16 protein-coding genes are annotated in these 21,664 nt (G+C 70.1%); 11 read left to right on the top strand and 5 right to left on the bottom strand.

Annotation, left to right across the window (positions count from 1 at the left end; genetic code table 11):
* Positions 1 to 130: 130 nt before the first annotated feature.
* Complete coding sequence (locus tag HUA76_RS33365; RefSeq protein WP_174463115.1) at positions 131 to 1,912, top strand: SPFH domain-containing protein; 1,782 nt, start codon at positions 131 to 133, stop codon at positions 1,910 to 1,912.
* 62 nt (positions 1,913 to 1,974) lie between these two features.
* Positions 1,975 to 3,417, top strand: coding sequence for a protein-disulfide reductase DsbD (locus tag HUA76_RS33360; protein WP_141644218.1), 1,443 nt, complete (start codon positions 1,975 to 1,977; stop codon positions 3,415 to 3,417).
* 7 nt (positions 3,418 to 3,424) lie between these two features.
* Here HUA76_RS33360 and HUA76_RS33355 read toward each other — a convergent pair whose 3' ends face one another.
* The 3 genes from HUA76_RS33355 to HUA76_RS33345 all read right to left on the bottom strand — a co-directional run bounded on the left by HUA76_RS33355 (position 3,425) and on the right by HUA76_RS33345 (position 5,561).
* The gene (locus HUA76_RS33355; RefSeq protein ID WP_174453541.1) at positions 3,425 to 4,042 is read right to left on the bottom strand and encodes a tRNA-uridine aminocarboxypropyltransferase; all 618 of its coding nucleotides are present in this window, start codon (positions 4,040 to 4,042) and stop codon (positions 3,425 to 3,427) included.
* Positions 4,039 to 4,587, bottom strand: a complete 549-nt coding sequence (locus tag HUA76_RS33350; RefSeq protein ID WP_141644216.1) for a hypothetical protein — start codon at positions 4,585 to 4,587, stop codon at positions 4,039 to 4,041. Before HUA76_RS33350 ends, HUA76_RS33355 begins: the two co-directional genes overlap by 4 nt.
* Positions 4,588 to 4,691: 104 nt before the next feature.
* Positions 4,692 to 5,561 (bottom strand): DMT family transporter, encoded by an 870-nt coding sequence (locus tag HUA76_RS33345; protein WP_174453542.1) that lies wholly within the window; start codon positions 5,559 to 5,561, stop codon positions 4,692 to 4,694.
* Positions 5,562 to 5,643: 82 nt separating this feature from the next.
* On the opposite strand from HUA76_RS33345, the gene HUA76_RS33340 reads away from it, so the two are divergent.
* The 8 genes from HUA76_RS33340 to HUA76_RS33305 all read left to right on the top strand — a co-directional run bounded on the left by HUA76_RS33340 (position 5,644) and on the right by HUA76_RS33305 (position 17,489).
* A complete protein-coding gene (locus HUA76_RS33340) occupies positions 5,644 to 7,251 on the top strand; it encodes a sensor histidine kinase (protein ID WP_174463114.1) in 1,608 nt (535 codons plus the stop codon).
* Positions 7,252 to 7,388: 137 nt separating this feature from the next.
* The gene (locus HUA76_RS33335; protein ID WP_141644213.1) at positions 7,389 to 7,976 is read left to right on the top strand and encodes an RNA polymerase sigma factor; all 588 of its coding nucleotides are present in this window, start codon (positions 7,389 to 7,391) and stop codon (positions 7,974 to 7,976) included.
* A complete protein-coding gene (locus HUA76_RS33330; RefSeq protein WP_174463113.1) occupies positions 7,973 to 10,948 on the top strand; it encodes a CHAT domain-containing protein in 2,976 nt (991 codons plus the stop codon). Before HUA76_RS33335 ends, HUA76_RS33330 begins: the two co-directional genes overlap by 4 nt.
* A 147-nt stretch (positions 10,949 to 11,095) precedes the next feature.
* The gene (locus HUA76_RS33325) at positions 11,096 to 11,287 is read left to right on the top strand and encodes a hypothetical protein (RefSeq protein WP_174453545.1); all 192 of its coding nucleotides are present in this window, start codon (positions 11,096 to 11,098) and stop codon (positions 11,285 to 11,287) included.
* 241 nt (positions 11,288 to 11,528) lie between these two features.
* The gene (locus HUA76_RS33320) at positions 11,529 to 12,125 is read left to right on the top strand and encodes an RNA polymerase sigma factor (protein ID WP_174453546.1); all 597 of its coding nucleotides are present in this window, start codon (positions 11,529 to 11,531) and stop codon (positions 12,123 to 12,125) included.
* Positions 12,122 to 15,136, top strand: a complete 3,015-nt coding sequence (locus HUA76_RS33315) for a CHAT domain-containing protein (protein ID WP_174463112.1) — start codon at positions 12,122 to 12,124, stop codon at positions 15,134 to 15,136. The genes HUA76_RS33320 and HUA76_RS33315 overlap by 4 nt, the downstream gene beginning before the upstream one ends.
* A gap of 109 nt (positions 15,137 to 15,245) precedes the next feature.
* Positions 15,246 to 15,434 (top strand): hypothetical protein, encoded by a 189-nt coding sequence (locus HUA76_RS33310; protein WP_174453548.1) that lies wholly within the window; start codon positions 15,246 to 15,248, stop codon positions 15,432 to 15,434.
* Positions 15,435 to 16,151: 717 nt separating this feature from the next.
* Positions 16,152 to 17,489 (top strand): M24 family metallopeptidase, encoded by a 1,338-nt coding sequence (locus tag HUA76_RS33305; RefSeq protein ID WP_174463111.1) that lies wholly within the window; start codon positions 16,152 to 16,154, stop codon positions 17,487 to 17,489.
* 7 nt (positions 17,490 to 17,496) lie between these two features.
* On the opposite strand, the gene HUA76_RS33300 is transcribed toward HUA76_RS33305, so the two are convergent.
* Positions 17,497 to 18,399 (bottom strand): hypothetical protein, encoded by a 903-nt coding sequence (locus HUA76_RS33300; protein WP_141643492.1) that lies wholly within the window; start codon positions 18,397 to 18,399, stop codon positions 17,497 to 17,499.
* A 127-nt stretch (positions 18,400 to 18,526) separates the two neighbouring features.
* The gene (gene rtcR / locus HUA76_RS33295; RefSeq protein ID WP_141643493.1) at positions 18,527 to 20,173 is read right to left on the bottom strand and encodes an RNA repair transcriptional activator RtcR; all 1,647 of its coding nucleotides are present in this window, start codon (positions 20,171 to 20,173) and stop codon (positions 18,527 to 18,529) included.
* Between the two features lie 144 nt (positions 20,174 to 20,317).
* Here rtcR and HUA76_RS33290 point away from each other — a divergent pair, with 144 nt between their 5' ends.
* Positions 20,318 to 21,553 carry an RtcB family protein gene (locus HUA76_RS33290; RefSeq protein ID WP_174463110.1) on the top strand — a complete coding sequence of 412 codons (1,236 nt, stop codon included), beginning with the start codon at positions 20,318 to 20,320 and terminating at the stop codon, positions 21,551 to 21,553.
* Positions 21,554 to 21,664: the final 111 nt, after the last annotated feature.

Here is a 21,664-nt window from a genome sequence, read left to right as displayed (position 1 = left end):
CGCCGTCCTGGAGCGGGGTGCTCCGAAATGGCGCGGTACCCTGGCTACTGTCGCCTGTAAGCGTCTGATTTCCCGTGGGGTCCGCGCTGGCTGGGGGGCTGCAACCTGGGGGGTCCATCAGGAGGCAGGCATGAGCGCGAACGCGAAGCAGACGGCCCGGTCGAGGGAGCAGGCGGAGTCCACGGAAGCCGGTCGGACGCAGCTGGTCCGGGTGGAGGGAGGCTCCGGGGGGATGGAGCGCAACCGGTACTCGGACGGCTGGCGCGCGGGGAAGCCGGCGGAGGACCCGGAGAAGGTGAAGCGCTGGGGCCTCATCACCGCGCGGCCCAGCGAGTTCCTCGTCCACATGCGTCGAGGCCGCGTGCGCGACGTCAGCGGTCAGGGGGCGAGCTGCTTCAAGCTGCCGGGTGACTCGGTGGCGATTGTCCCCACCAGCATCCAGCGGCTCCAGTTCACCGCGGACCAGGTGACGAGCGAGAAGGTGGGCGTGCAGGTGACGGGCCTCGCGGTGTACCGAATCGCCGACCCGCTGGTGGCCTTCCGCATGCTCAACTTCTCCTTTCCGGAGCGGGCGCAGGAGAAGCTGGCGGAGCTCTTGCGGGAGATGTTCGTCGGCGCGGCGCGGCGCCTCGTCGCCAACCTCTCCATCGAGGAGTGCCTGTCGCGGCGCAAGGAGGGCATCGCCGCGGAGCTGATGCGCGAAATCGGGCCCGTGCTCGCGGGCCGGGGTCGGCTGGAAGACTCGGTGGACGCGGGCTGGGGCGTGCTGCTGGACACGATTGAAATCCAGGACGTGCGCGTCCTGTCGTCCACCGTCTTCGAGAACATGCAGGCGCGCTTCCGTCGCGAGCAGGAGCGGCAGGCGCGCGAAGCGGAGCTGGCCAAGGAGCGCTTCGTCCACCGCGAGGAGACGGAGGCCGAGCGGCAATTGAACCTCCAGCGACTGGAGGCCGAGGACGAGGTCCGCCAGCGCAAGCAGACGGCGGACGAACAATCCCAGTTGGAGACGCTGTCGGTGGCCGCGCGCGTGGCCGAGGCGAAGCTGGCCCAGGAGCGCACGCTGAAGCAGGAGCAGGTCACCGTGGAGCGCGAGGTGGCGCTCACCAAGCTGGCCGCCGAGCAGGAGGTCCGTCAGAAGAAGCAGGTCTCCGACGAGCAGGCCAAACTGGAGACGCTCAACGCCGAGGCGCGACTGGCGGAGGCGAAGATTGTCTCCGAGCGGGCGCTCGCGACGAGCCGCGCGCAGGTGGACATGGAGAAGCTGGCGCGCGAGCAGGAAACCGAGGTGGCGCGCGCGCGCATCGCCCTGGAAACGCTCAAGCGCGAGCAGGACGCGGACGTGGGCCGCGCGAAGCTGGAGCTGGAGAAGCAGAAGCTGGCGCAGGAGGCCGAGGCCGCGCAGGCGAAGTTCGAGCTGGTGCGCCTGCAGCGGGAGCAGGAAGCGGAGAACGCCCGCGCGCAGATGGAGCTGGAGCGGCTGCGCCGCGAACAGGAGCAGACGGCGGCGAGTCACGAGGGACAGCTGGCCGAGCAACTCCAGGAAGTGGAGAAGCTCAAGGCCCAGCTCCAGGTGGTGCAGTCCCGGCGCTCCATCGCCGAGGCGGAGGTCGCCATCGCCGAACTGGAGGTGCGACGGGAGAACGCGCGCCAGGGGCTGGAGCTGTCGCGAGCCCGCGCGCTGCGCGACATCGAGAACACCATCAGTCCGGAGGTCATCCAGATGACGCTCGCGCAGCAGCTCCCGCTGGTGGCGGCGGCCTTCCAGCAGAAAATGGGCGAGGTTCACGTCACGGCGGTGGATGGAGCGAATCCCTTTGGTTACATCGCCGCCGCGGTGGAGGGCGTCATGGGGCTGGCGCGCTCCGCGGGCTTGAAGGTGCCCGCTTCCTCGCTTGCCCCCACGGCGCAGTAGCCCGCTGACCGGGGCCTGCGTATACAAGGCAGGCCCTTTCGGGAAGACGGAGTGAAGCGCGCATGAATGCCAAGAAGCTGGGATTGATGGCCGTGCTGGCCGGCGTGGCGGTGGCCGTGGTGCCGTGGCTGCTGCCCACCGGGCCGAGCACGGAGCTCGACGCGGCGCGTTTCCTCGAATCCGGCAGCCTCTTCGTGGGCGCGGCCGTCGTCTTCGGCGGCGGTCTGCTCACCGCGCTGACGCCCTGCGTCTACCCGCTCATCCCGATTACGGTGTCCGTCTTCGGCGCCCGCAAGGCGGACAGCCGGGGCAAGGCGCTGCTGCTCACCACGTCCTACATCGTCGGCATGGGGGTGGTGTTCAGCGCGCTGGGCATCCTCGCGGCGAAGACGGGGCAGGCGTTCGGTTCGATGCTGGGGCACCCGGCGGTGGTGACGGGGCTGGCGGTGTTCCTGCTGCTGCTCGCCTCGTCCATGTTCGGCGCGTTCGAGCTGGCGCTGCCGTCGAGCCTCCAGACGCGGCTGAACTCGGTGGGCGGCGCGGGCGTGGCGGGCGCATTCCTGATGGGCAGCGTGTCCGGGTTCCTGGCGGCGCCGTGCACGGGTCCGGTGCTGACGGGCCTGTTGGCCTTCGTGGCGAAGACGGCGAACACGACGCTGGGCGCTTCGTTGCTGTTCATCTACGCGCTGGGCATCGGCGTGCCGTTCTTCGTCCTCGGCGTGTCCACGGTGCGGCTGCCCAAGAGCGGCGTGTGGATGGAGTGGGTGAAGAGCGTGCTGGGCATCGTCCTCGTCGCGCTGGCCTTCAGCTACCTGAAGGACGCGTCGCCCTGGGCGCGCGGCGTGGTGAAGATGCTGGGCGCGGAGCTGGGCCGGGTGCCGGGCGCGGCCGTGGCGGCCGGGCTGGCGGTGGTGGGCGTGCTGGTGGGCGCGGTGCACCGCTCCTTCAAGGAGGGCGCGCGGGAGTTCTCGTTCAAGGCGTTCGGCGTGGCGCTGGTGGTGGTGGCGCTGGTGATTCGCGGTGGCGCGCTGGATGCGGGCCCGGTGGGCGAGCTGTGGGTGCGCCTGGGTGTGGCCGAGCCGCCGCGCGCGCCGTCCTGGCAGTGGCACCACGTGATGCCCGCCAAGCACGCGACGTTCTCCGCGGATGCGTTCGAGAAGGTGCTGGCCCAGGCGAAGACGGACGGGCGCCCGGTGCTCATCGACTTCTTCGCGGACTGGTGCGCGGCCTGCAAGGAACTGGACCGCGAGACGTACCCGGCGGCCGAGGTCATCTCGCAGTCGTCCGAGGGGCAGTTCCTCACCATCAAGATTGACGCGACGAACAGCGAGGACGCGCTCGACGCGTTGATGGAGCGCTTCGGGGTGGAGGGTCTGCCGACGGTGGCCTTCGTGGCCCAGGACGGCAAGGTGCTTACGCGTCCGCGCATCACCGGCTTCCTGGAGCCCACGCCCTTCGCCGCGGAGATGCGCAAGGCGCGCTGCACCGACGGCGCGTCCTGCTGAGCCGCGTTCAGTCCCCGTCGTCCTCGTCACACGAGGCGCCGGGCCTGCGTCCCCGGCTCGCGAGCACGCGGTCGATCATCAGCTCATGCAGCGCGTAGAGGGGCCTCGCCACGTCCTCGCCTTCCAGGTACGCGAAGGCACCGGCGATGGCCTCCAGCGTGGACATGCCATCCGGATGGGGCGGTCTGCGCAGCCTGCGTGAGTCGGGTGGCGGCGGAGGCAGCATCAGGCTCGGCAGCCGGCGCAGCTCGGGCACCCGCTGCACCATGCGCTTCGCCTGACCCCAGCTCCCATCCAGGACGATGAGTCGCTTCGGAAGCGCGGCATCCGGCGCGGGCGCCTGCTGCGTCGTGGGGAACAAGAGCCACGTGGCGCCGTCGTCCTCGAGCGTCGACACATCGAAGCGCTCGCTCGGCGAGCCATACGAGACGATGCGACAGCGAGGCATCGCGAGCGCGGCCATGCGGGCCGTGTTCGTCGACTTCAGCGTCTCCTTGTGGTGACGGATGATGAGCAGCTCGGTGCGCGTGGAGATGACGGGCAGCTCGGCGCACAGGCACAACACGGTGGGCAGAAAACAGCGCGGACAGCGACCCGCGAGGTCCTCCGGAGTTCGAGACCTCATTTCCCCTGACGGTATCGCTCCATCAGCACGCGCGCCTCACGAAGCTTCTCCTCGACGTAGCGGTCATCCGCGTCCGGCTCGTAGTCGGCGTCCGGCACGTCGAGCTGGAAGATGGCGGACAGGAGGATGGGCGCCACCTCCAGCCACTCGGCCGTGCGGTTGAGCGCCGCCTGCCTCCGGCCCGCGAAGGTCTCCGGCCCGTCCTCCGGCCCGCAGCGGCAGATTCGCGCCGAGTCACCGGATACGTCCACGTAGAGCCCCAGCACCTCCGCGTCGACCTCGGCGGCGAGCGCGCACGTCGCCTCGCTCACGTACGCGGCCATGGCCTGGGCCGCGGAGCGCTCGGTGAGGGAGCGCACCAGGTACACCTGCCAACCGGCCTCGGAGAGCGCGCCCGACTCCTGGATGGGCGTCAGCTCCGCGGGGGGCGCCTGGATGCGTGACAGCAATCGCCGCACGGGTGCCTCCAGCCGCTCCAGTCGCGCGTTGGACGCGGGACAGAAGAAGAGGACGCGATACTCACGGCTGTCTGCTGCGGTTTCCATGGGCATACGGCGTCGCCAGGCGCTGCACTGCAAGCAAGAGCTTCGTTCACCCAAGAGGACCAAAGGATTCCCCGACCTTGCAAGTGGGGAGTTCGGCGGAGGGTTCAAGGCGCGGCGGACGGGAGGGGCACGCCTGACGCGGCGCCCCTTCGCTCGGAGGCGACCCAGACCCCCGCCGCCAACACCAGCAGTCCGCCCGCCACCCCCACCGGGCTGAGGGCCTCCGCGAAGACGGCCCAGCCCACCAGGGAGGCCGTGAGCGGCTCCAGATAGGTCAGGGCCCCGGCCGCCGCCGTGGGCACATGGCGCAGCCCGGCATTGAAGAGGCAGGTCCCCAGCAGGCCACACACCGCGCCCCCGGCGAGCACCTGGAGCGTGGCCCCATCCAGCGCCGGGGGCAAGGCGTCCGCCCCGGCGATGAGCAACAACACCCCCGCGGACACCGGCGCATGGAGTGACGCGACCGCCACGGGAGAATATGCCCGTGTCGCCGCTTTCGTCCCCAGGACGATGGCCGCGTAGAACAGGGCGCTCCCGGCGCCCAGCGCCGCCGTCATGCCCGCGCCGCCCGTCCCATCCGGCCGGCCGATGAGCAGCACCAGCCCCAGCAACGTCACGGGCGCGGCGACCAGGGCCCGGAAGGAGCGCCGCTCGCCCAGCACCCAGGGGGCCGCGAGCGCCAGCAGCAGGGGGGCCAGATAGTGCGTGAGCACGGCCACCGAGACGGGGCCACGCTTCATGGCGGCGAAGAAGAGGCTGATGTTGGCCGCGTCCGCCAGGCCGACGACGAGCAGGGCCGCGGTGGCTCGCTTGTCGCGCCAGGGGGCGCCGCCCAGCAGGAAGGGCACCGGCAGCGACATGGCGATGAGGGCCAAAAGCGCGTTCTGGGCCCAGGACAGGCCCGCGGGCCGGAGGAAGAGGGACCAACACCCCCAGAGGGTGGCCCCGGCCGCGACCATGGCGAAGTGCCGCACTGCTCATGACTCCTGGTGACGCCGAATCGCCCGGAGGCGCCGACGGGGCGCGCAGCCTAGGAACATCTGCCACACTCCGTCCATGGGGCCCTTGTTCGCCTACAGCCTCGTGCCCGTCCTGTCGGTGTCGCTCCTCTTGTGTTTCACCGCCGCGCTGCGCGGACGTGACGCCCGGGGCTTGACGCTGTACTGCCTGGCCACGGCCTTCTGGAGCGGCTCGTTGCTCTTGATGTGCGTGCCCCAGGGTGCGTGGCTGGGGTCGCGCTTCGCCGCCAGCGGTGCCTTCACCGCCGCCGCGTACCTCCACGTCGCGTACGACGTCACCCGGCAGCGCTCCTACCGGCAGGTGGTGCTGGCCTACTTCGTGGCGGCGGTCGTCACCATCGTGGGCGCGCTCTTTCCGGATGCGCTGTACGGGCCGCTCGCGATGAAGCGGGGGCCGTTGTTCTGGCCCGTCATCGGGCTGTCGGTTTCCGCGGCCGTGGTGCCGCTGCTGCATCTGGCCCGCTCGTATCCGCGCGAGACGCCGGAGCGACGGCCGCTGTTGCGCAGCCTCGGCATCGTCGGCGCGCTGGCGTACTCGGGCGGGCTGGGCACGGCGCTGCTCCTGTCGGGTGGCTACGCGCTGCCCTTCGGGCTGTACGGGGTGCTGGCCTCGCTGCTGGTGCTGGTGCACGTGGTCAACGCGCATCAGCCTCCCGGGGAGCGAAGGCTCCTGGAGCGCAGCCTCGTCTACTCGGCGATGGCGGCGGTGCTGTCGGCGGGCTTCCTCTTCGGCGTGTTGACGCTGATGGCGGGCAGCGGGCAACCCTTCCTGCGCGAGTACCGGGTGGGCGCCTTCTTCCTGCTGGCGCTGGCGGCGCTCGCCTTCGAGCCCCTGCGGCAGGGGCTCCAGGAATGGCTGGGGCGCCGGTTCCTGAAGGGTCGGGCCACCGGCACCGAGCTGGTGGCGGCCCTGGCCGAGCAGGAGACCCGCGCGGACCAGGCGGCGCGACTGGCGGAGCTGGGCCAGTTCACCTCCGCCGTGGCCCACGAGGTGCGAAACCCGCTGGGCGTGCTCGCCGCGCACCTGAAGCTCCTGGAGCGCCAGGGCGTGGATGCGGACTCGGTCGCCGCCATGCGTGAGCAGATCTCCCGCGCCGGGCACTTCGTGGACGAGCTGCTGCGATATGGCCGGCCCCGGCCGCTGGAGCTGCGCCGGGTGGACATCCAGGCCACCGTGGAGCTGGCGTATTCCACCGCGCGACAGGGATTGGGAACGCTGGCGCCGGACGTGGCCTTCGAACTCGCGGACAGCGGACCCCTGGCGCTGGAAGCCGACCAATCCCAGCTCTCGCAAGTGTTTGTGATTGTCCTGGAGAATGCCTTGCTCGCGCTGCACGAGACTCCCGCGCCACGCCTTCGCGTGCGCTGCGAGCGTTCCGAGGCGACCCTCCAGGTCATCGTCGAGGACAGTGGCCAAGGCATCCCTCCGGAGCTGCTCCCCCGGCTGTTCCAACCCTTCGTCACGGGACGTCGCCGTGAGGGACCTCGCCCGGGGACGGGCCTGGGGCTGGCCATCGCGCGGGGAATCCTGGAGCGTCACGGAGGCGCGGTGCGGGCTGGACGCTCCGAGTCCCTGGGTGGCGCGAGCTTCGTCGTGACGCTCCCTTTGACGCAGCCCGTGCCCCTGGCCGCTGCCGCCTCCTGAAGTCATACTGTCTTCACGTAGACACTTTCTCCACAGGGCTTTCGGATGTCGCTCGAATGCCGTGTCTGTGAGGAAAAGAGCGTGTCGGCAATAAAGCAGACCTGACGCGTTCTCTGTTGAAAGGGAAGGAGGGGGCCATGAGAGCACGGCCGAGATTGAGGGTGGTGGAGCCTCCGTCTGGAGAACCCAGGGCGGACTTCGAGGTCTTCGCTCGCCAATTCCAACCCGCGCTGTTTGCCATTCTTAGAAAGTATTGCGTGGGCATCGAACACGAGGTCGAAGACCTGGTGCACGATGTGTTGTTGCGTGCGCTGCTCCAGTGGGAACACCTACAGCATTGGGAGTCGTACAAGCAGCGCTTCTGGCTGGGGCGGGTGGCGGAGAACTGCTTCCTGGACCGGTGTCGGCGCCGCAAGAGCGAGGCGGACCGGCTGCGCAACCTGCTCGAACTCCATGAGGAAGCGGAGCACATCGACGAGGCCGCGCAGGACGAACTGTGGTGTCACGTCGGTGAAGAGGACGTGAAGTGGGCGCTGACCTTCCTCAGCCCCAAGCTGCGATTGACCTTCGAGCAGTACCTCCAAGGGATGTCCTATGCGCGCATCGCTCGAGAGACAGGCGTACCGCAGGGGACGGTGGGCGCGCGCCTGCATCACGCTCGACTGGAGCTTCGAGAACTGCTGCGTGAGACGGCCGAGCGTCGACGCCGGGAGCGGGGACGATGACGGTCGACTGCAAGGACCTGCCTCGGTTCCTCGACGGCCAGATGAACGCGGCGGAGCAGGGCGGGTTTCGTCAGCACCTGGGCATGTGCTCGCTTTGCGAGGCTCGCTTCCGGGAGAGCCTGCAACTGGAGTTGCTGGCGCATCGGGCCTTTCCCTCGCATGCGCCTTCATCCGCGAAGCGGCCTCCTTCCACCGGGCGTTGGTTCGGCGAGAGCGGGTCTGGCTTCAAGGCCCTCGTCGCGTGTCTCGCGGTGTTGTTGTTCTTCCCGAGCGCCGGCCACTGGGGCGGCGAAGACCTGTCCTGGCTCGTCAAGGACGGCCCGCGCACGCTGGAGGCGCGGGTGACGTATCGCGCGGTGGATGCGCGCTACCAGCCCTATGTCCCGGACCGGAGCGGGGCCTGGTCACGTCCCGCCGTGCCCTCGCTGCCGCTGCAGGAGCTGTCGAGGATGGAGGCGCGGGGAGACCTGCACGGCATCGCCACCGCGTACCTGCTTCACGGTGCGCCCCGACAGGCCCTGGCCTTCCTGAAGCGGCTGCCTCCCTCGGTGGACAGGGACTGTGACCTGGCGCTCCTGGCGCTGGAGCAGGCGCGACAGGGCGGGCCGCTCGACACGCGCCACGCGCATCTGGAAGAGGCGCTGGAGCTGCTGGCGGGCGTGCTGCGCGTCTCACCGAGACATCCCCAGGCCCTGTGGAACAGGGCGCTGACGCTGGCGGAGCTGGGGCTGACGCTCCAGGCGGCGGACTCATTCGGAGAGGTCGCGAAGCTGGGAGAGGTGGGCTGGAGCGAGGAGGCCTCGGCCCGCGAACGGGCCCTGCGCGAGTCCACGCTCTGGCGCGGTCGAGCCTGGAAGGACGCCTTCGCCGCGACGCGGGACTTGCTGACGGATGCGTCCGCGCCGCTGCCCCTGGTGGCGGTGAGGGACCATCCGGGCATCCTCCGACTGGCCTTCTACGACGCGGTGCGAGCGGCACCCCGGCGACAGGATGTGCTGCGGTTGCTTCCACTGGCCCGGGCACTGGACGAGCGCTATGGCGGAGCCGTCCTCCAGACGTGGCTGTCTCGCGTGGCGGAGCGGGACTTCACACGAAGGGGGCCTCTGGCGCGGAGGTACGCCCAACTCGTGCTGGGCGCGCTGTCGCCTTCCGGGGCGGTGATGGAGGAGCTGCGCCGCTCGGGAGAGGATGACCTCTATCTGGGCGCGCTCGTGCTCGCGGGCTCGGCGCGACAGCCGGTGGACTCGGAAGCGCTGGTGCGACTGGCGCAGGCGTCCGAGGACCCGTGGATGCGGGTGCTCGGCGAACTGGAGCTGGCTCGCGCGGACCAGCGGGACGGTCGCTGGTGGAACGCCGAGCAACGGCTGCTGGAGGCGCTGGACACCTGCCAGAAGCAGGGCCTGGTGTATCGCTGCCTGGGTCTGGAGCATGCGCTCACGGAGCTGTACCTGGACCTGCACCGCCCCGCGGACGCCTTCCAGCATGCGTGGAACGGCTGGGGCCGCGCCCAGGAGTCTCGCGAGTGGAGGTACGAGCAGTTGTTCCTCCAGGAGCTGGCGGACGTGGCGCGCTATCAACATTCCTTCACCAGCGCCCGCGCCTATCTGGAGGAGTCGCTGGTCCGCATGCCGGAGGACTGCGCCCAGCGCACGCACGTGCACAGCAACGTGGCCCTGCTGGAGTGGCAGCGCTTCCGCCCGGACGCGGCGCGCGAGTCGCTGGAGCGGGCGCTGGAATGTGAGCGACCGCTGGGGATGACAGGCGCGCGGGTGTTGTCGGAGATGGCCCGCTCCAATCCCAGGCCCCATGACGAACATTGGTTGCGCCGGGCCCTGGCGGACCTGCGGCGGGAGGGAGGCTCGCCCGGGCGCGAGGCGTTGCTGCTCGTCTTCGAGGGTCAGTTCGCGCTGGAGCAGTCGCGAGACGCGGGCCAGGCGTTGCTCTGGAGGGGCGTGTCGATGGCGGAGCACACGCCGGACAGCGTCGATGCGCGCAAGGCGCTCGCCTTCGGCTACTCGGCCCTTCTCTCCGAGGCGGGGCGCGCCGGTGCCTGGAGTGAGGCCCTCGCGTTGATGGGCCGCGAGCTGCGCGTCGAGTCCGTCCCCGCGAGCTGCCTGCTGGTGGTGTCGCTTCAGCACGAGCGCACCCTGGTCCTCGCGCGCGGGCCTCAGGGCGAGCTGAAGGGCGCGTATTCCTCCGACCGTCGGGAGCCGCTGCGCGACGATGCCTCCGGACTGGTTCCCGCCGGGCTCGTGAAGGAGCTGACGGGCTGCGAGCACGTGGAGGTGCTCACCCGGCCGCCCGTGCACGGTCTCACCGGCCTGTTGCCGGACTCGCTGGCGTGGAGCTATCGCGTGGGGCGAGGCGCGCGAAGCCTGCCCGCGCAAGGAGGACAGTCCAGTCACCTGGTCGTCACCGAGGTGGCGAGCCCGCCCGCCCTGCGTCTGCCGAAGTTGGGGGCGCTGACGCCGCCGCGCGTACCGGACCCGTGGCGCGTGGAGCTTCGAGGCGCGGAAGCCACGCCGTCACGGGTGCTGCGGGAGATGGAGGACGCGTCCGAGGTCGAAATCCACACCCATGGGCTGTTCAGCGCCTCCCTGTCCGACGCGTCGATGGTGGTGCTCGCGCCGGACCCGGATGGACGCTACGCGCTGACCGCCGACAAGGTCCGTCAGACAAAGCTGAAGCATGCTCCGCTGGTGCTGCTGGCCACGTGTGGCGCGGCGAAGACGGCGCCGTTTCCGCATGAGTCCTTCAGCCTGCCCGTGGCCTTCATCTCGGCGGGAGCGAGCGCCGTGCTGGCGGCCTCCGTGGAGATTCCGGACACCGCGGGCGGCTTCTTCGAGAAGGTGCGCGAGCGCATCCGCGCGGGGGCTCGTCCGTCCGTGGCGCTGCGGGACTTGCGCGCGCTGTGGTTGCGCGAACACCCCGATGACGCGCGGTGGCTGTCCCATGTCCTCCTCTTCGAGTGAGCGCTTCGCGAGAGCGCTCCTGGTCGAGGGATGTGACGTGAGGGGTTTCCGGCAACAAGCAGGACGTCGTGCGTTCTATGGCTTGAGGGCCGCCAGCGCCCCGCATCCAGCGGGGGAGCGGAAGGCGGACCCCAGGAGCCGTGCGACATGACGAACTGCTTGAGCGACGCGAAGCCGACGGAGGAAGCGCCCGCGCTGCAAGGGCCCGCGGTGAGCGGGACCGCTCCGGAGCAGGAGCCGAAGGTGGAGGGGGATGTCCACGGAGACGAGTCCGACACTCCTCCGGCGGCCGCCCGTCCCGACGTGAGGGACCCTCCTCCCACCGGTCCTCCGGGCTGAGCGGGACGAGCGCGGCGGCCAGAACGCTTCGCGGATGTCTCCCGTTCGTGGGGCGTCCAAGCAAGTGGTGGAGCGGAGCAGACGCGGTGTCCTTCCGGTGGCGGGTCGACTCCGCCCTGGGGGCTGCACTGGTGTCCGGGAGCTGGCGGAAACCGGCGTGGTTGCGTCGGTTTCCAGACGGCGACCCAAGGATTCGGGGTGGCTGCGTTTCGAGTGGGCGTGGAAGGAGGGCGAGGGGTCGATGAAGGACCATCGCAATGCCTCGGTGAAGCGATTCACCGTGGCCTACAGTGCCGCCGTGGCACACGAAGGTTTCGAGGAGTTCGCTCAGCGCGTCAGGCCCATGCTCGTGGCCCTGGCGAGGCGTCTGTGCGGCCAGGGTGGCATCGACCCGGAGGATCTGGCGCAGGAAGCGCTTGTCCGGGCGCTTGTCCACCATGCCACCTTGTCCTCACAGCCAGAGCCCGTGTACCGGGCGTGGCTGTGCAGGGCGCTCACCAATCACTTCCTGGACCAGTGCCGCAGGAGGCGGACGGAGCTGCTGGAGCAGGAGCGCCGGGATATCCGTCTGGTGCGGGAGGACGTGGAGTCTCCCGACGCGAGAACGGGCGAGATGTGGGAGCGCATCACCGACGCGGACCTGGTCCAGGCCATTTCCCGGCTGCCCAATCCGCGCGTGCGTGAGGCGTTCGAGCTGCACGCCACGGGACTGCGCTACCGCGCCATCGCCCATCGCATGGGCGTGCCCGAGGGCACCGTGGGCAGCTGGCTGTTCCAGGCGCGCAAGGAGCTGCGCGAGCTGCTGATGCCGCTGACGGATGGTGGGGGGATGGCATGAGCCCTCCGTGTCATCGGTTGTATTTGTTCCTGGATGGCGAATTGCCCCCGGTGGACGAGGAGAACTTCCGCCACCACCTGGCTCGCTGCGGAATGTGCGCGTCCGGGCTGCACGAGGCGATGCAGCTGGAGCTGCTTGGCTTCCAGGCACTCCACCCGGAGGGGCTGCCCCTCGAGGAGGAGGTGGAAGAAGCGCCGCGCTTCGAGACGTCCCCGGCGTGGCCCGCGCCGCCCTGGCCGAAGCCCGCGTGGCACCAGCGGCTGCGCTCGGTGTTGCCCGCGCGGAGGGGCCCGGTGGGCTGGTGGGCCGCGGGAGCGGTGGCGCTGGCCGCGGGGCTCCTGGTGTTGGTGCTGGCCGTGCCTCGCGCGAGGGACACGTCGCCCGAGGTGTGGGTGGCCCATGCGACGCAGCGCGCGCTGGAGGCGCGGGTCTCCTATTCACGGGCGGACGGGTATCGCCCCTACGTGCCGATGCGCGCCGGGCCCGAGGCTCCCGTGGTGACGGCGCCCCTGCCGCTGCGCGAGCTGGCGGAGCTGGAGGACCGGGGCGACCTGCATGGCATCGCCGCCGCTTACCTCGTGCGCAGGGACGTGCGGCAGGCGGCGGACTTCCTGCGACGGACGCCCGCGTCGTTGGACCGCGACAGCGACCTGGCGGTCATCGCGCTGGAGCAGGGGCGACGCGAGGACGCGCTGGAGCAGTTGGAGACCGTGCTGCGAAAGTCGCCGGACCATCCACAGGCGCTGTGGAACCGGGCGTTGGTGCTGCGGGAGCTGGGGCTGACGCTCCAGGCCGCGGAGGCCTTCGACGCGGTGGTGAAGCTGGGGGAGGCCGGGTGGAGCGAGGAAGCCCGGGTGCGCTCCCAGGCGCTGCGCAGCGAGACGTTGCTGCGCTCGCGGGACTTCCAAGACGCAAGGGCGGCGGCGCAGAACCTGACCACGATGCAAGGCGCGCGTCTGCCGCTGGCCGAGGCCCGTCGCTTCCCGGGCGTGGTGAGGCTGTCCTTCTACGACGCGTTGAGGACGGCGACCACGCGCGAGGCGGCGCTGCGGCTCCTGCCGCTCGCGGAGGTGCTGGACGAGGTGCAGGGCGGCTCCACGCTGCGCGACACCGTGCAGGCCGTCGCGCGCGCGGACTTCCAGCGCCGAGGTCCGCTGGCGCGAGACTATGCGCGACTGCTGAGGGGTGAGCATCCCTCGCCGGGCGCGTTCCTGGAGATGCTGCGGCGCTCCGGAGAGGACGACCTGTACCTGGGCGCGCTCGTGGCGCTGGACGTGGTGGCGCGCCACCTGGACGACTTCGAGCGCATCGCCCGGGCCGGAGGCGACCCCTGGTTGGTGCTGCTGGCCGAGCGTGAGCTGTCCGTCCGGGAGGAGCACGCGGGCGAACCGTGGAAGGCGGAGCAGCGGCTGCGCGCGGCGCTGTCGTCGTGCTCGGGACGGGGGTTGGCGTACCGGTGCGCGATGCTGCGACGACGGCTGGCGGACCTCTTCGTGCGACTGCACCGGCAGGCGGACGCGCTGGAGGAAGCGCGTGACGGCTGGCGCCTGACGCGGGAGCTGGGGGAGTGGAACCTGGAGCAGCAGTTCCTCCAGGAGATGGCGCAGATCGCCCGCCTTCGCCACAACGCGGCCAGCGCGCGGGCCTTCCTGCGCGAGTCCCTGTCACGCATCCCGGATGACTGCGAACAGCGCACGTATGTGCACCGCAACCTCGCCATCGTGGCCTGGTCCGACTTCCGCCCGGACGAGGCCCGCGAGGAGCTGGAGCAGGCCACCCGCTGTGGACGCCCCCTGGGCATGTCGGGCGCATGGGTGCTCTCGTATCTGGCCCGCCATGGCGCGGAGGTCCGCGACGAGGACCTGCTGCGGCGCACGCTCGACGAACTGCGCCGCGGCTCGCGCACGCCAGGGGAGCTGGCGCTGCTGACGTTCCTGGACGGTCAGTTCATGCTGGAGCGGGAGCGGGCGTCGGGGCGGGAACTCTTGCATGGCGCCATCGACGCGGCGGAGGCGCTTCCTCGGGACGTGGACGCTCGCAAGGCCCGGGTCTTCTCGTACGGCGTGTTGGTGAGCGACGCGGCCCGCTCCGGTGTCCAGGAGCAGGTGCTGGCGCTGATGGGGCAGGCCCTCCGGGTGCCCGTCCCGGAGCGCTGTGTGCTCGCGGTGTCCGTGGACCACGAGCGCACGGTGACGACCGTACGCGACGCGGCGGGCGCGCTGTCGGGCGTCTATGACGACCGGCGTTCCTCGTCCCTGCACGGGACGGCCGACGGGCTCGTTCCATCGAGGCTGGTGGCGGCGCTCCGCGGATGCGAGCACGTGGACGTGCTGGCCTTGCCGCCCGTGCACGGCCTGCCGGGACTGCTGCCCGCGGACCTGGCCTGGAGCTACCGCGTGGGGCGCCCCGGGCCCGTTCCCGAGGCGCGGGTCCAGGGCGGCCGCCACCTGGTCGTCACGGGCGTGGACGCGCCGCCAGCGCTCGGGCTGGAGAAGCTTTCGCCCCTGGAGGCGCCTCGTGTGCCGGACCCGCTGCGAGTGGAGCTGCGCGGCGCGGCGGCCACCCCGTCGCGCGTGCTTCGTGAGATGGCGGAGGCGCGCGAGATTGAACTCCACACGCACGGCCTCTTCAGCTCGGAGCTGTCGGACTCCTCGCTGCTGGTGCTCGCGCCGGAAGAGGATGGACGGTACGCGCTCGCGGCGAACCAGGTGCGGGAGCAGCCGCTCGCCGGCGCCCCCCTGGTGTTGCTCGCGGCGTGTGGGGCTGCTCGCGCCGCGCCCTTCCTTCACGAAACGGTGAGCCTGCCGGTGGCCTTCATCGAGGCAGGGGCGCGCACCGTGCTCGCCTCCACCGGTGACATTCCCGATACGGCGGGGCGCTTCTTCGAGTCCGTACGCGAGCGCATCCGCGCGGGGGCCCCGGCCTCCCGGGCCCTGCGCGACGAGCGCCTGGCGTGGCTGGCCCGCGAGCCGGCGGCAACCTGGCCCGCACAGGTCCTCCTGTTCGAGTGACGTGTCGACACGTCATCAAGGATTCCGACCCCCCGCGTTCTGGAGGTGACGCTCCGTCGACCTGACGGCGCGTCGCGTCTTGAAACATCGAACAGGGGGGGATTCTCACATGCTGAATTCAAATTCGGGGAAGACCAGCGCGGGCCTCGTTGCCCAGGAGATTCCGGATCCACCGCCGGAGAAGGATCGGGGCCTTCGCGCGCCGACCGGGGAGGAGGCGACGCCTGTTTTCTCCGCCAGGCTCTCGTTGCCCCCGCCTCCTCCGGCGGACGAGCCGGCCGCCAACGACGAGCGCTGAAACACGTAACAGCCGTTTCATGACTCTCCTGAATTACTGGAGAGTTGCTTGTTTTTCGGGGCGTTTCCGGGGGGAGGCGCCCCGATTTTTTTGAACAAGGACGCTCAAGGAAAAAGGCTCGGAACGTATTTCAGAAGGAAGAGGGCGGCGACGGGGGAGTACGGCTGCTTCGACTGCATCGCGACAGGGGGGAGTGATGTTCCGAGGTGACGCGCGGGGCCATGGTGACACCCATGGGATGTGGGCACCGGAGGATGGGCGTGGAGCGGGTGGGGGGACCTGGGGGGCGTTGGCGGACGGGGGCGAGTGGGAGGCGGGTCGGGCGGGGGGGGGCGTTTTTGGGGGGGATGAGCAGGACCAGGAGGAGGCGCGGACCGAGCTCCTCCTGGGTGACGACCTGGATTTCCAGATCGCCAGTTATTGAGATTCACGGCGCGAGGGTTCGGGGAAACGCATCATGCTGGCGGATGGCGTCGGGGGACGACCATCCACCTCAATCGGATGGCGTCGTAGTGGTGGGGGAGACGACGCGCAGGACCAAGTGGGTCGTGGGGGGCGTCATCCGAAGAGGGCCAGATGCGGCGGACGAGGGAGCAGGTGGCAGGACGCGCCCCAGGTCCTCCGCCTCCGGAGTCTCCAAGGGCTCCGGGGGTGGGGGACTTCGGCGTTGGGGGGACGGGAGCTAGGGTGTGACTCCAGCTCGACTCGGAGTCCCCCATGACCCTGCTGAAGTGGGCGGCCTTGCCGCTCTTGTTCTTGGCCGCCTGTACCGGCTCTCGGTGCGCGGCACAGAAAGCTGAAACGCCCCAGCTGTTGTCCCTGTCCCAGCAGATCGCGCTGCGGGAGGACTGGCTGGACAAGCGCCATGGCCTGCTGCTGGAGATGATGCGGCGGCACGGCGTGGGCATGTGGATCATCGTCAACGAGGAGTTCAACGATGATCCGCTGACGCAATTCGTGGCACCGCCGCGTCCGTACGCGGGCAACCGGGACATCTTCGTCTTCGTGGACGCGGGAGCGGAGGGCCTGAAGCGCGTGGCGCTGACGGGCTACGCGGAGGAGTCCATCCTCAAGTTCTTCGAGGCACCCGAGGAGGGACAGTCCGCCCCCGAGGCCTTGAAGTCGCTGGACTCGCGCTACCAACCCAAGGCGATTGCGCTGGGCATCGGCGGCAAGCGGGGCGTGACGCGCAGTCTGACGAAGGATGGCTATGCCTACCTCCTGGACGCGTTCGGCGCGGAGGCGGAGGCGCGCTTCGTGAGCGCGGCGCCGCTCATCGAGGAGTACCTGGACACGCGGCTGCCCGAGGAGTGGGAGCCCTACAAGGGGATGGTGGAGTTGACGGACGCCATCGTGAAGGAGGCCTTCTCCTCGAAGGTCATCGTGCCGGGGAAGACGACGGTGGGGGACGTGCGCCGCTGGCTCTACGACAGGCTGGGCGCGCTGGGCGTGGGCACGTGGTTCCAGCCGGACATGCGCGTGCAGCGCAAGGGTGGCATCCCCGCGAAGTCCCGAGGCTTCCTCGCGGTGGCGAAGGAGGAACTGGTCATCGAGCGCGGCGACCTCATCCACGTGGACTTCGGCATCAGCTACCTGGGGCTGCACACCGACTGGCAGAAGATGGCCTATGTGCTGCGCGACGGTGAGACGGACGCGCCCGAGGGCCTGAAGAACGCGCTGGCGAACACGAACGCGCTCCAGGACGTGTTGATGGTGCGGGCCTCCCGGCCGGGCCGCTCGTCCGCGGAAGTGTATGACGAGACGATGGCGGAGATGACGGCGCGTGGCATCGAGGCGCAGGTGTACAGCCATCCCCTGGGCAACCACGGCCACGCGCTCGGCGCCTCCATCGACTTCCGCTCGTCGACGCGCAAGGACACACCGAAGCCGTTGCGAGAAGGCTCATACATCGCCATCGAGCTGAACACGGCCACGCCCGTACCGGAGTGGGACGGACAGAAGGTGGCGGTGATGGAGGAGGACCCGGCCTACCTCACGCACGAGGGCTGGAAGTTCTTCGTGCCGCGTCAGGAAGCCTTCTACCTCATCAAGTAGAGGGGCTTCAGAACGCCACGCCCAACCCCATCCCCAGTGCCCACATGCGTGAGGCGCTGGGCGCGGGGCTCGACTCGGGAGCGCCCAAATCGATGCGCACGCCAGCCCGAGCGAACGCGGGGCCGAGCCGCACGCGGACGAAGGGCTCCAGGGAGAGCTGGGAGTCCTCTCCGTCCCACGTCGCCTCGGTGAGGTGGGGCGAGACGACCTGGGCGCGCACGCCGGGCTCGAGCATTCCAAGGCCGAGCGAGGCCTCGACGCTGGCCTGCGCGACGAAGTGGGTGTCGCGCGCGGAGCGGGACACGGGCATGAGCATGCCAAGCGCCACGTCGGCGCGGGCCTGGAAGCCGGGCAGGTCCACGCCCACGGCCATGGGCAGCACCACGGACGTGGTGTCGAGCGCCCACAGCCACGGGTCCGCCAGCCCCCGCACGGCGGCGGCGGTGGCGTAGTTGACGCCCTCCGTCTCGACCCTCCGGGAGCCGATGATGTCGGCGTCCTCATGGCGGGCCAGGGGCAGGGCGACGCCCGCGCCAATGCGGACGAACAGGCTGTCATCCGCGAACGTGCGGACATGGTGCAGGCCCACGAGCAGGTTGGACGAGCCAACGTGGCTCGTGGTGCCCTCCACTCCACCCTCGGGTTTCAGCGCGGTGTAGGGCAGCCCCCAGTCGAGCCGGAGCTGACCGTGTTCGGAGACACGGAAGCCGGCGGCGAGGGTGGGCGAGACGTGGCGCGTGGAGACGTGCCGCAGTCGGGGCGCGGAGGAGAAGGTGACGGAGGTGGCGAGGAAGTTGTCGGGCTCGCGCACCTGCGCCCCGGCGCGCATCCCGGTCAGGAGCAGGGCGGTGGCGACGAGCCACGCGGCGCTCCAGCGGTGAAGCACGAGGGTGCGGTGAGGCGTAGGCATGGCGGTGGTCCCGTCGAAGGCCCGTCCGGCTCACGGCCCCCCTTCTTCGTGGAACACCGATGAAGACGCCGAGCGTCACCACCCTTGACGCATGGGCGTGCTTTTTTCCGCGCCGCCCTCGGCTTCATCAGTCCGGGCCCGCCGCCCCGCTGACGTCGGCCCAGGTGAGGCCGAAGCGCGCGAGGTACTTCTTGAGGCGGTCCGCGTCATTGACGCTCGCCTTCCTCGCGCGGGATTGGGAGAACAGCACGCGCCCGGCTTCGGACAGCGAGCGCACGCCCTGGCAGACCCCCAGCACGTCCGCGAGCTGCACGCGGTCGAACCTGTCCAGCTCCTGGGCCAGCGCTTCACCCAGCACCTCGGCGACACGGTCTGCGGAGCCCACGGGCTGCAAAGGCCCGGGGCGCGAGCCTCCCGTGCGCCACTGCGCGCGCAGTCGCTCCAGCTCCTCGTCGACCACGTCGCGGGTGATGCGGCCTCCGGGAGCGAGCGTGGCCATGCGCAGCACGGCGGCGTTGAGGTCGCGGAAGTTGCCGGACCACCGGGCATCGGGCGAGGTGGCGAAGCGCAGGAAGCGCTCCTGGGCTTCCTTGTTGAAAGTGATGCGCGCGCCCATCGCCTCCGACGCCTTGTCCAGCTCGTAGAGGAGGTTGGGCGGGATGTCCTCCGGACGCTCGCGCAGGGCGGGCAGCCGGAAGGTCCACAGGTTGATGCGCGCGAGCAGGTCCTCCCGGAAGCGCCCCTGCTCGACGTCCCCCTGTAGGTCCCGGTTGGTCCCGGCGATGAGCTGGAAGTCGCTCTCCACTTCCCGGTCCGAGCCCACGGGCAGGAACCGCTTGTCCTCCAGCGCGCGCAGCAGCATGGCCTGCTCGTCCGCGCCCAGCTCGCCAATCTCGTCGAGGAAGAGCACGCCGCCGTGGGCCTGTCTCAGCAAACCGGGCCGGTCCTGGAGCGCTCCGGTGAAGGAGCCCTTCACGTGGCCGAAGAGCGCGGACATGGCGCCGTCACCGCGCAGGGTGGCGCAGTTGAGGTCCACGAACGGCCCGCTGACGGTGCCGCGAGTCTTCTTGAGCGTGTAGACGCGCCGGGCCAGCTGGGATTTGCCCGCGCCCGTGGGGCCGGTGATGAGCAGTGGCGCTCGCGACTGGGTGGCCACCTGCTCGATTCGCTCGATGATGCGGTTGAAGGCGGCGTTGCGCGTGTCGATGCCGGCCTTGAGGAAGGACAGGCCCTCGCGTTGCTCTTGCTGGAAGCGCGTGGCCAGCGTGTCGTAGCGCGACAGGTCCAGGTCGATGAGCGTGTGCGTGCCCGCGCCCGTGCCCGTCCTGTCCCGCCCGGCCGGTGACAGCTGCACCAGTCGGCCGGGGATGAGCCGGCTCTCCACCAGGAGGAACATGCAGATCTGCGCGATGTGCGTGCCCGTGGTGATGTGGACGAGATAGTCCTCCTCCTCCGGGTTGAAGGGGTAGGCGCGCACGTAGTCGAGCAGCGCGCCGTAGGTCTCCTCCAAGTCCCACGGGTTCTTGATGTCCAGCGGCGTGGCGCGCACGGACGTCTCCGGAGACACCTGGCGGATGTCGCCCACCAGCGTGCCCGCGAGCGCCGCCGCTCCAGGCGGGTGCAGCAACTCCAGCCGGTGAACGACGAGGTCGTCCTGCTGGCACAGCGCCACCGTGGGCCGCCACTTCGTCCACCGCCCGGGGCCCTGCCCCGTGTCCAGCGTCGTCCCGAGCATCCCCAGGACCACCGTCTGCTTCGCCCGTGTCTTCGCCATTCGAATAGGACTTTATCCCAAGGGATAGGAATGACCAGCCGCCTCGGGGCGCTTCCCTCGGAGAAAGGGTTGGCACGCCGGCTGCTCTACGTCCCTCCGTGCCCGGGAAACAGAGCCCGGGCGAACGACCGAAAGGTGAAGGCCATGGAGCGCAACAAGGTGAGCTACGAGGTGCTGTCGGACGAGGCGGGTCGCCCCATCAAGTCGTGGACGATGGGAGTGCCGTTCGAGGACGAGGCCAAGAAGCAGCTCCGGAACCTGCGCGGCCTGCCCTTCATCCACAAGTGGGTGGCGGTGATGCCGGACGTGCACCGCGGCTACGGCGCGACGGTCGGTAGCGTCGTCCCCACGGTGGGCGCGGTGGTTCCGGCGGCGGTGGGTGTGGACATCGGCTGCGGGATGATCGCCGTGTGCACCACGCTGCGCGCGGACCAGCTCCCGGACTCGCTGCGTGGGGTTCGCTCGGCCATCGAGCGCGCGGTGCCGCATGGCCGCTCGGATAACGGTGGCCGTAACGACGTCGGCGCGTGGCGCGTGGCTCCGGCTTCGCATCAGCAGGTGTGGTCGCGGTTGATGGAGGGGTATGACCGCGTCGTCGCCAAGCACCCTCGCATCGGCCGTGGGCCGGACCTGGCGCACCTCGGTACGCTCGGGACGGGTAACCACTTCATCGAGCTGTGCCTGGACGAGTCGGATGGCGTGTGGCTGATGTTGCACTCCGGTTCGCGTGGCGTGGGTAACCGCATCGGCAGCTACTTCATCGAGCTGGCGAAGGAGGACATGCGCCGCTGGCATATCAACCTCCCCGACGCGGACCTGGCGTACCTGCCGGAGGGGACGGAGCACTTCGATGACTACGTCTTCGCGGTGAGCTGGGCGCAGGACTACGCGGCGATGAACCGCGAGCTGATGCTGCGAGGCGCGGTGGATGCCCTGCAGTTGAGCGGTGAGCTGCCTCCGTTCTCGCTGTCCGAGTCGGCGGTGAACTGCCACCACAACTACGTGGCGCGTGAGCACCACTACGGGAAGAACTGCTTCGTGACGCGCAAGGGCGCGGTGCGGGCGCGCGAGGGTGACCTCGGCATCATCCCCGGCAGCATGGGGGCGCGTTCGTACATCGTCCGAGGGAAGGGAAACGCGGACAGCTTCCATTCCTGCAGCCACGGCGCGGGCCGGGTGATGTCGCGTGAGGCGGCGAAGAAGCGCTTCACGCTGGAGGACCACGCGAAGGCGACGGCGGGCGTGGAGTGCCGCAAGGACGTGGACGTGATTGACGAGACGCCGGCGGCGTACAAGCCCATCGATGCGGTGATGGCGGCGCAGTCGGACCTGGTTGAAGTGGTCCACACGCTCAAGCAGGTCGTCTGTGTGAAGGGGTAGCCGAAGGACCACGACAACCCCCAACACGCGAGGTGGCCATGCCGGGATGACGACACCGAGGCGCCCGTTCCCCCCAAGAGGCCGAAAGGCCGCCAGTGGTGGGGGAGCGGG

Source organism: Myxococcus sp. CA056, assembly GCF_013336715.1.
Taxonomy (GTDB): Bacteria; Myxococcota; Myxococcia; order Myxococcales; family Myxococcaceae; genus Myxococcus; species Myxococcus llanfairpwllgwyngyllgogerychwyrndrobwllllantysiliogogogochensis.
This window is presented reverse-complemented; position numbering and strand designations above follow the sequence as displayed.

What these genes read in the sequence shown, in the direction of transcription:
- HUA76_RS33290 (WP_174463110.1), top strand. Translation starts at nt 20,318, where the DNA reads ATGGAGCGCAACAAGGTGAGCTACGAGGTGCTGTCGGACGAGGCGGGT.
- HUA76_RS33350 (WP_141644216.1), bottom strand. Translation starts at nt 4,587, where the DNA reads ATGGAAACCGCAGCAGACAGCCGTGAGTATCGCGTCCTCTTCTTCTGT.
- HUA76_RS33310 (WP_174453548.1), top strand. Translation starts at nt 15,246, where the DNA reads ATGCTGAATTCAAATTCGGGGAAGACCAGCGCGGGCCTCGTTGCCCAG.
- HUA76_RS33355 (WP_174453541.1), bottom strand. Translation starts at nt 4,042, where the DNA reads ATGAGGTCTCGAACTCCGGAGGACCTCGCGGGTCGCTGTCCGCGCTGT.
- HUA76_RS33325 (WP_174453545.1), top strand. Translation starts at nt 11,096, where the DNA reads ATGACGAACTGCTTGAGCGACGCGAAGCCGACGGAGGAAGCGCCCGCG.
- HUA76_RS33315 (WP_174463112.1), top strand. Translation starts at nt 12,122, where the DNA reads ATGAGCCCTCCGTGTCATCGGTTGTATTTGTTCCTGGATGGCGAATTG.
- HUA76_RS33305 (WP_174463111.1), top strand. Translation starts at nt 16,152, where the DNA reads ATGACCCTGCTGAAGTGGGCGGCCTTGCCGCTCTTGTTCTTGGCCGCC.
- HUA76_RS33320 (WP_174453546.1), top strand. Translation starts at nt 11,529, where the DNA reads ATGAAGGACCATCGCAATGCCTCGGTGAAGCGATTCACCGTGGCCTAC.
- HUA76_RS33365 (WP_174463115.1), top strand. Translation starts at nt 131, where the DNA reads ATGAGCGCGAACGCGAAGCAGACGGCCCGGTCGAGGGAGCAGGCGGAG.
- HUA76_RS33360 (WP_141644218.1), top strand. Translation starts at nt 1,975, where the DNA reads ATGAATGCCAAGAAGCTGGGATTGATGGCCGTGCTGGCCGGCGTGGCG.
- HUA76_RS33300 (WP_141643492.1), bottom strand. Translation starts at nt 18,399, where the DNA reads ATGCCTACGCCTCACCGCACCCTCGTGCTTCACCGCTGGAGCGCCGCG.
- rtcR (WP_141643493.1), bottom strand. Translation starts at nt 20,173, where the DNA reads ATGGCGAAGACACGGGCGAAGCAGACGGTGGTCCTGGGGATGCTCGGG.
- HUA76_RS33340 (WP_174463114.1), top strand. Translation starts at nt 5,644, where the DNA reads ATGGGGCCCTTGTTCGCCTACAGCCTCGTGCCCGTCCTGTCGGTGTCG.
- HUA76_RS33330 (WP_174463113.1), top strand. Translation starts at nt 7,973, where the DNA reads ATGACGGTCGACTGCAAGGACCTGCCTCGGTTCCTCGACGGCCAGATG.
- HUA76_RS33335 (WP_141644213.1), top strand. Translation starts at nt 7,389, where the DNA reads ATGAGAGCACGGCCGAGATTGAGGGTGGTGGAGCCTCCGTCTGGAGAA.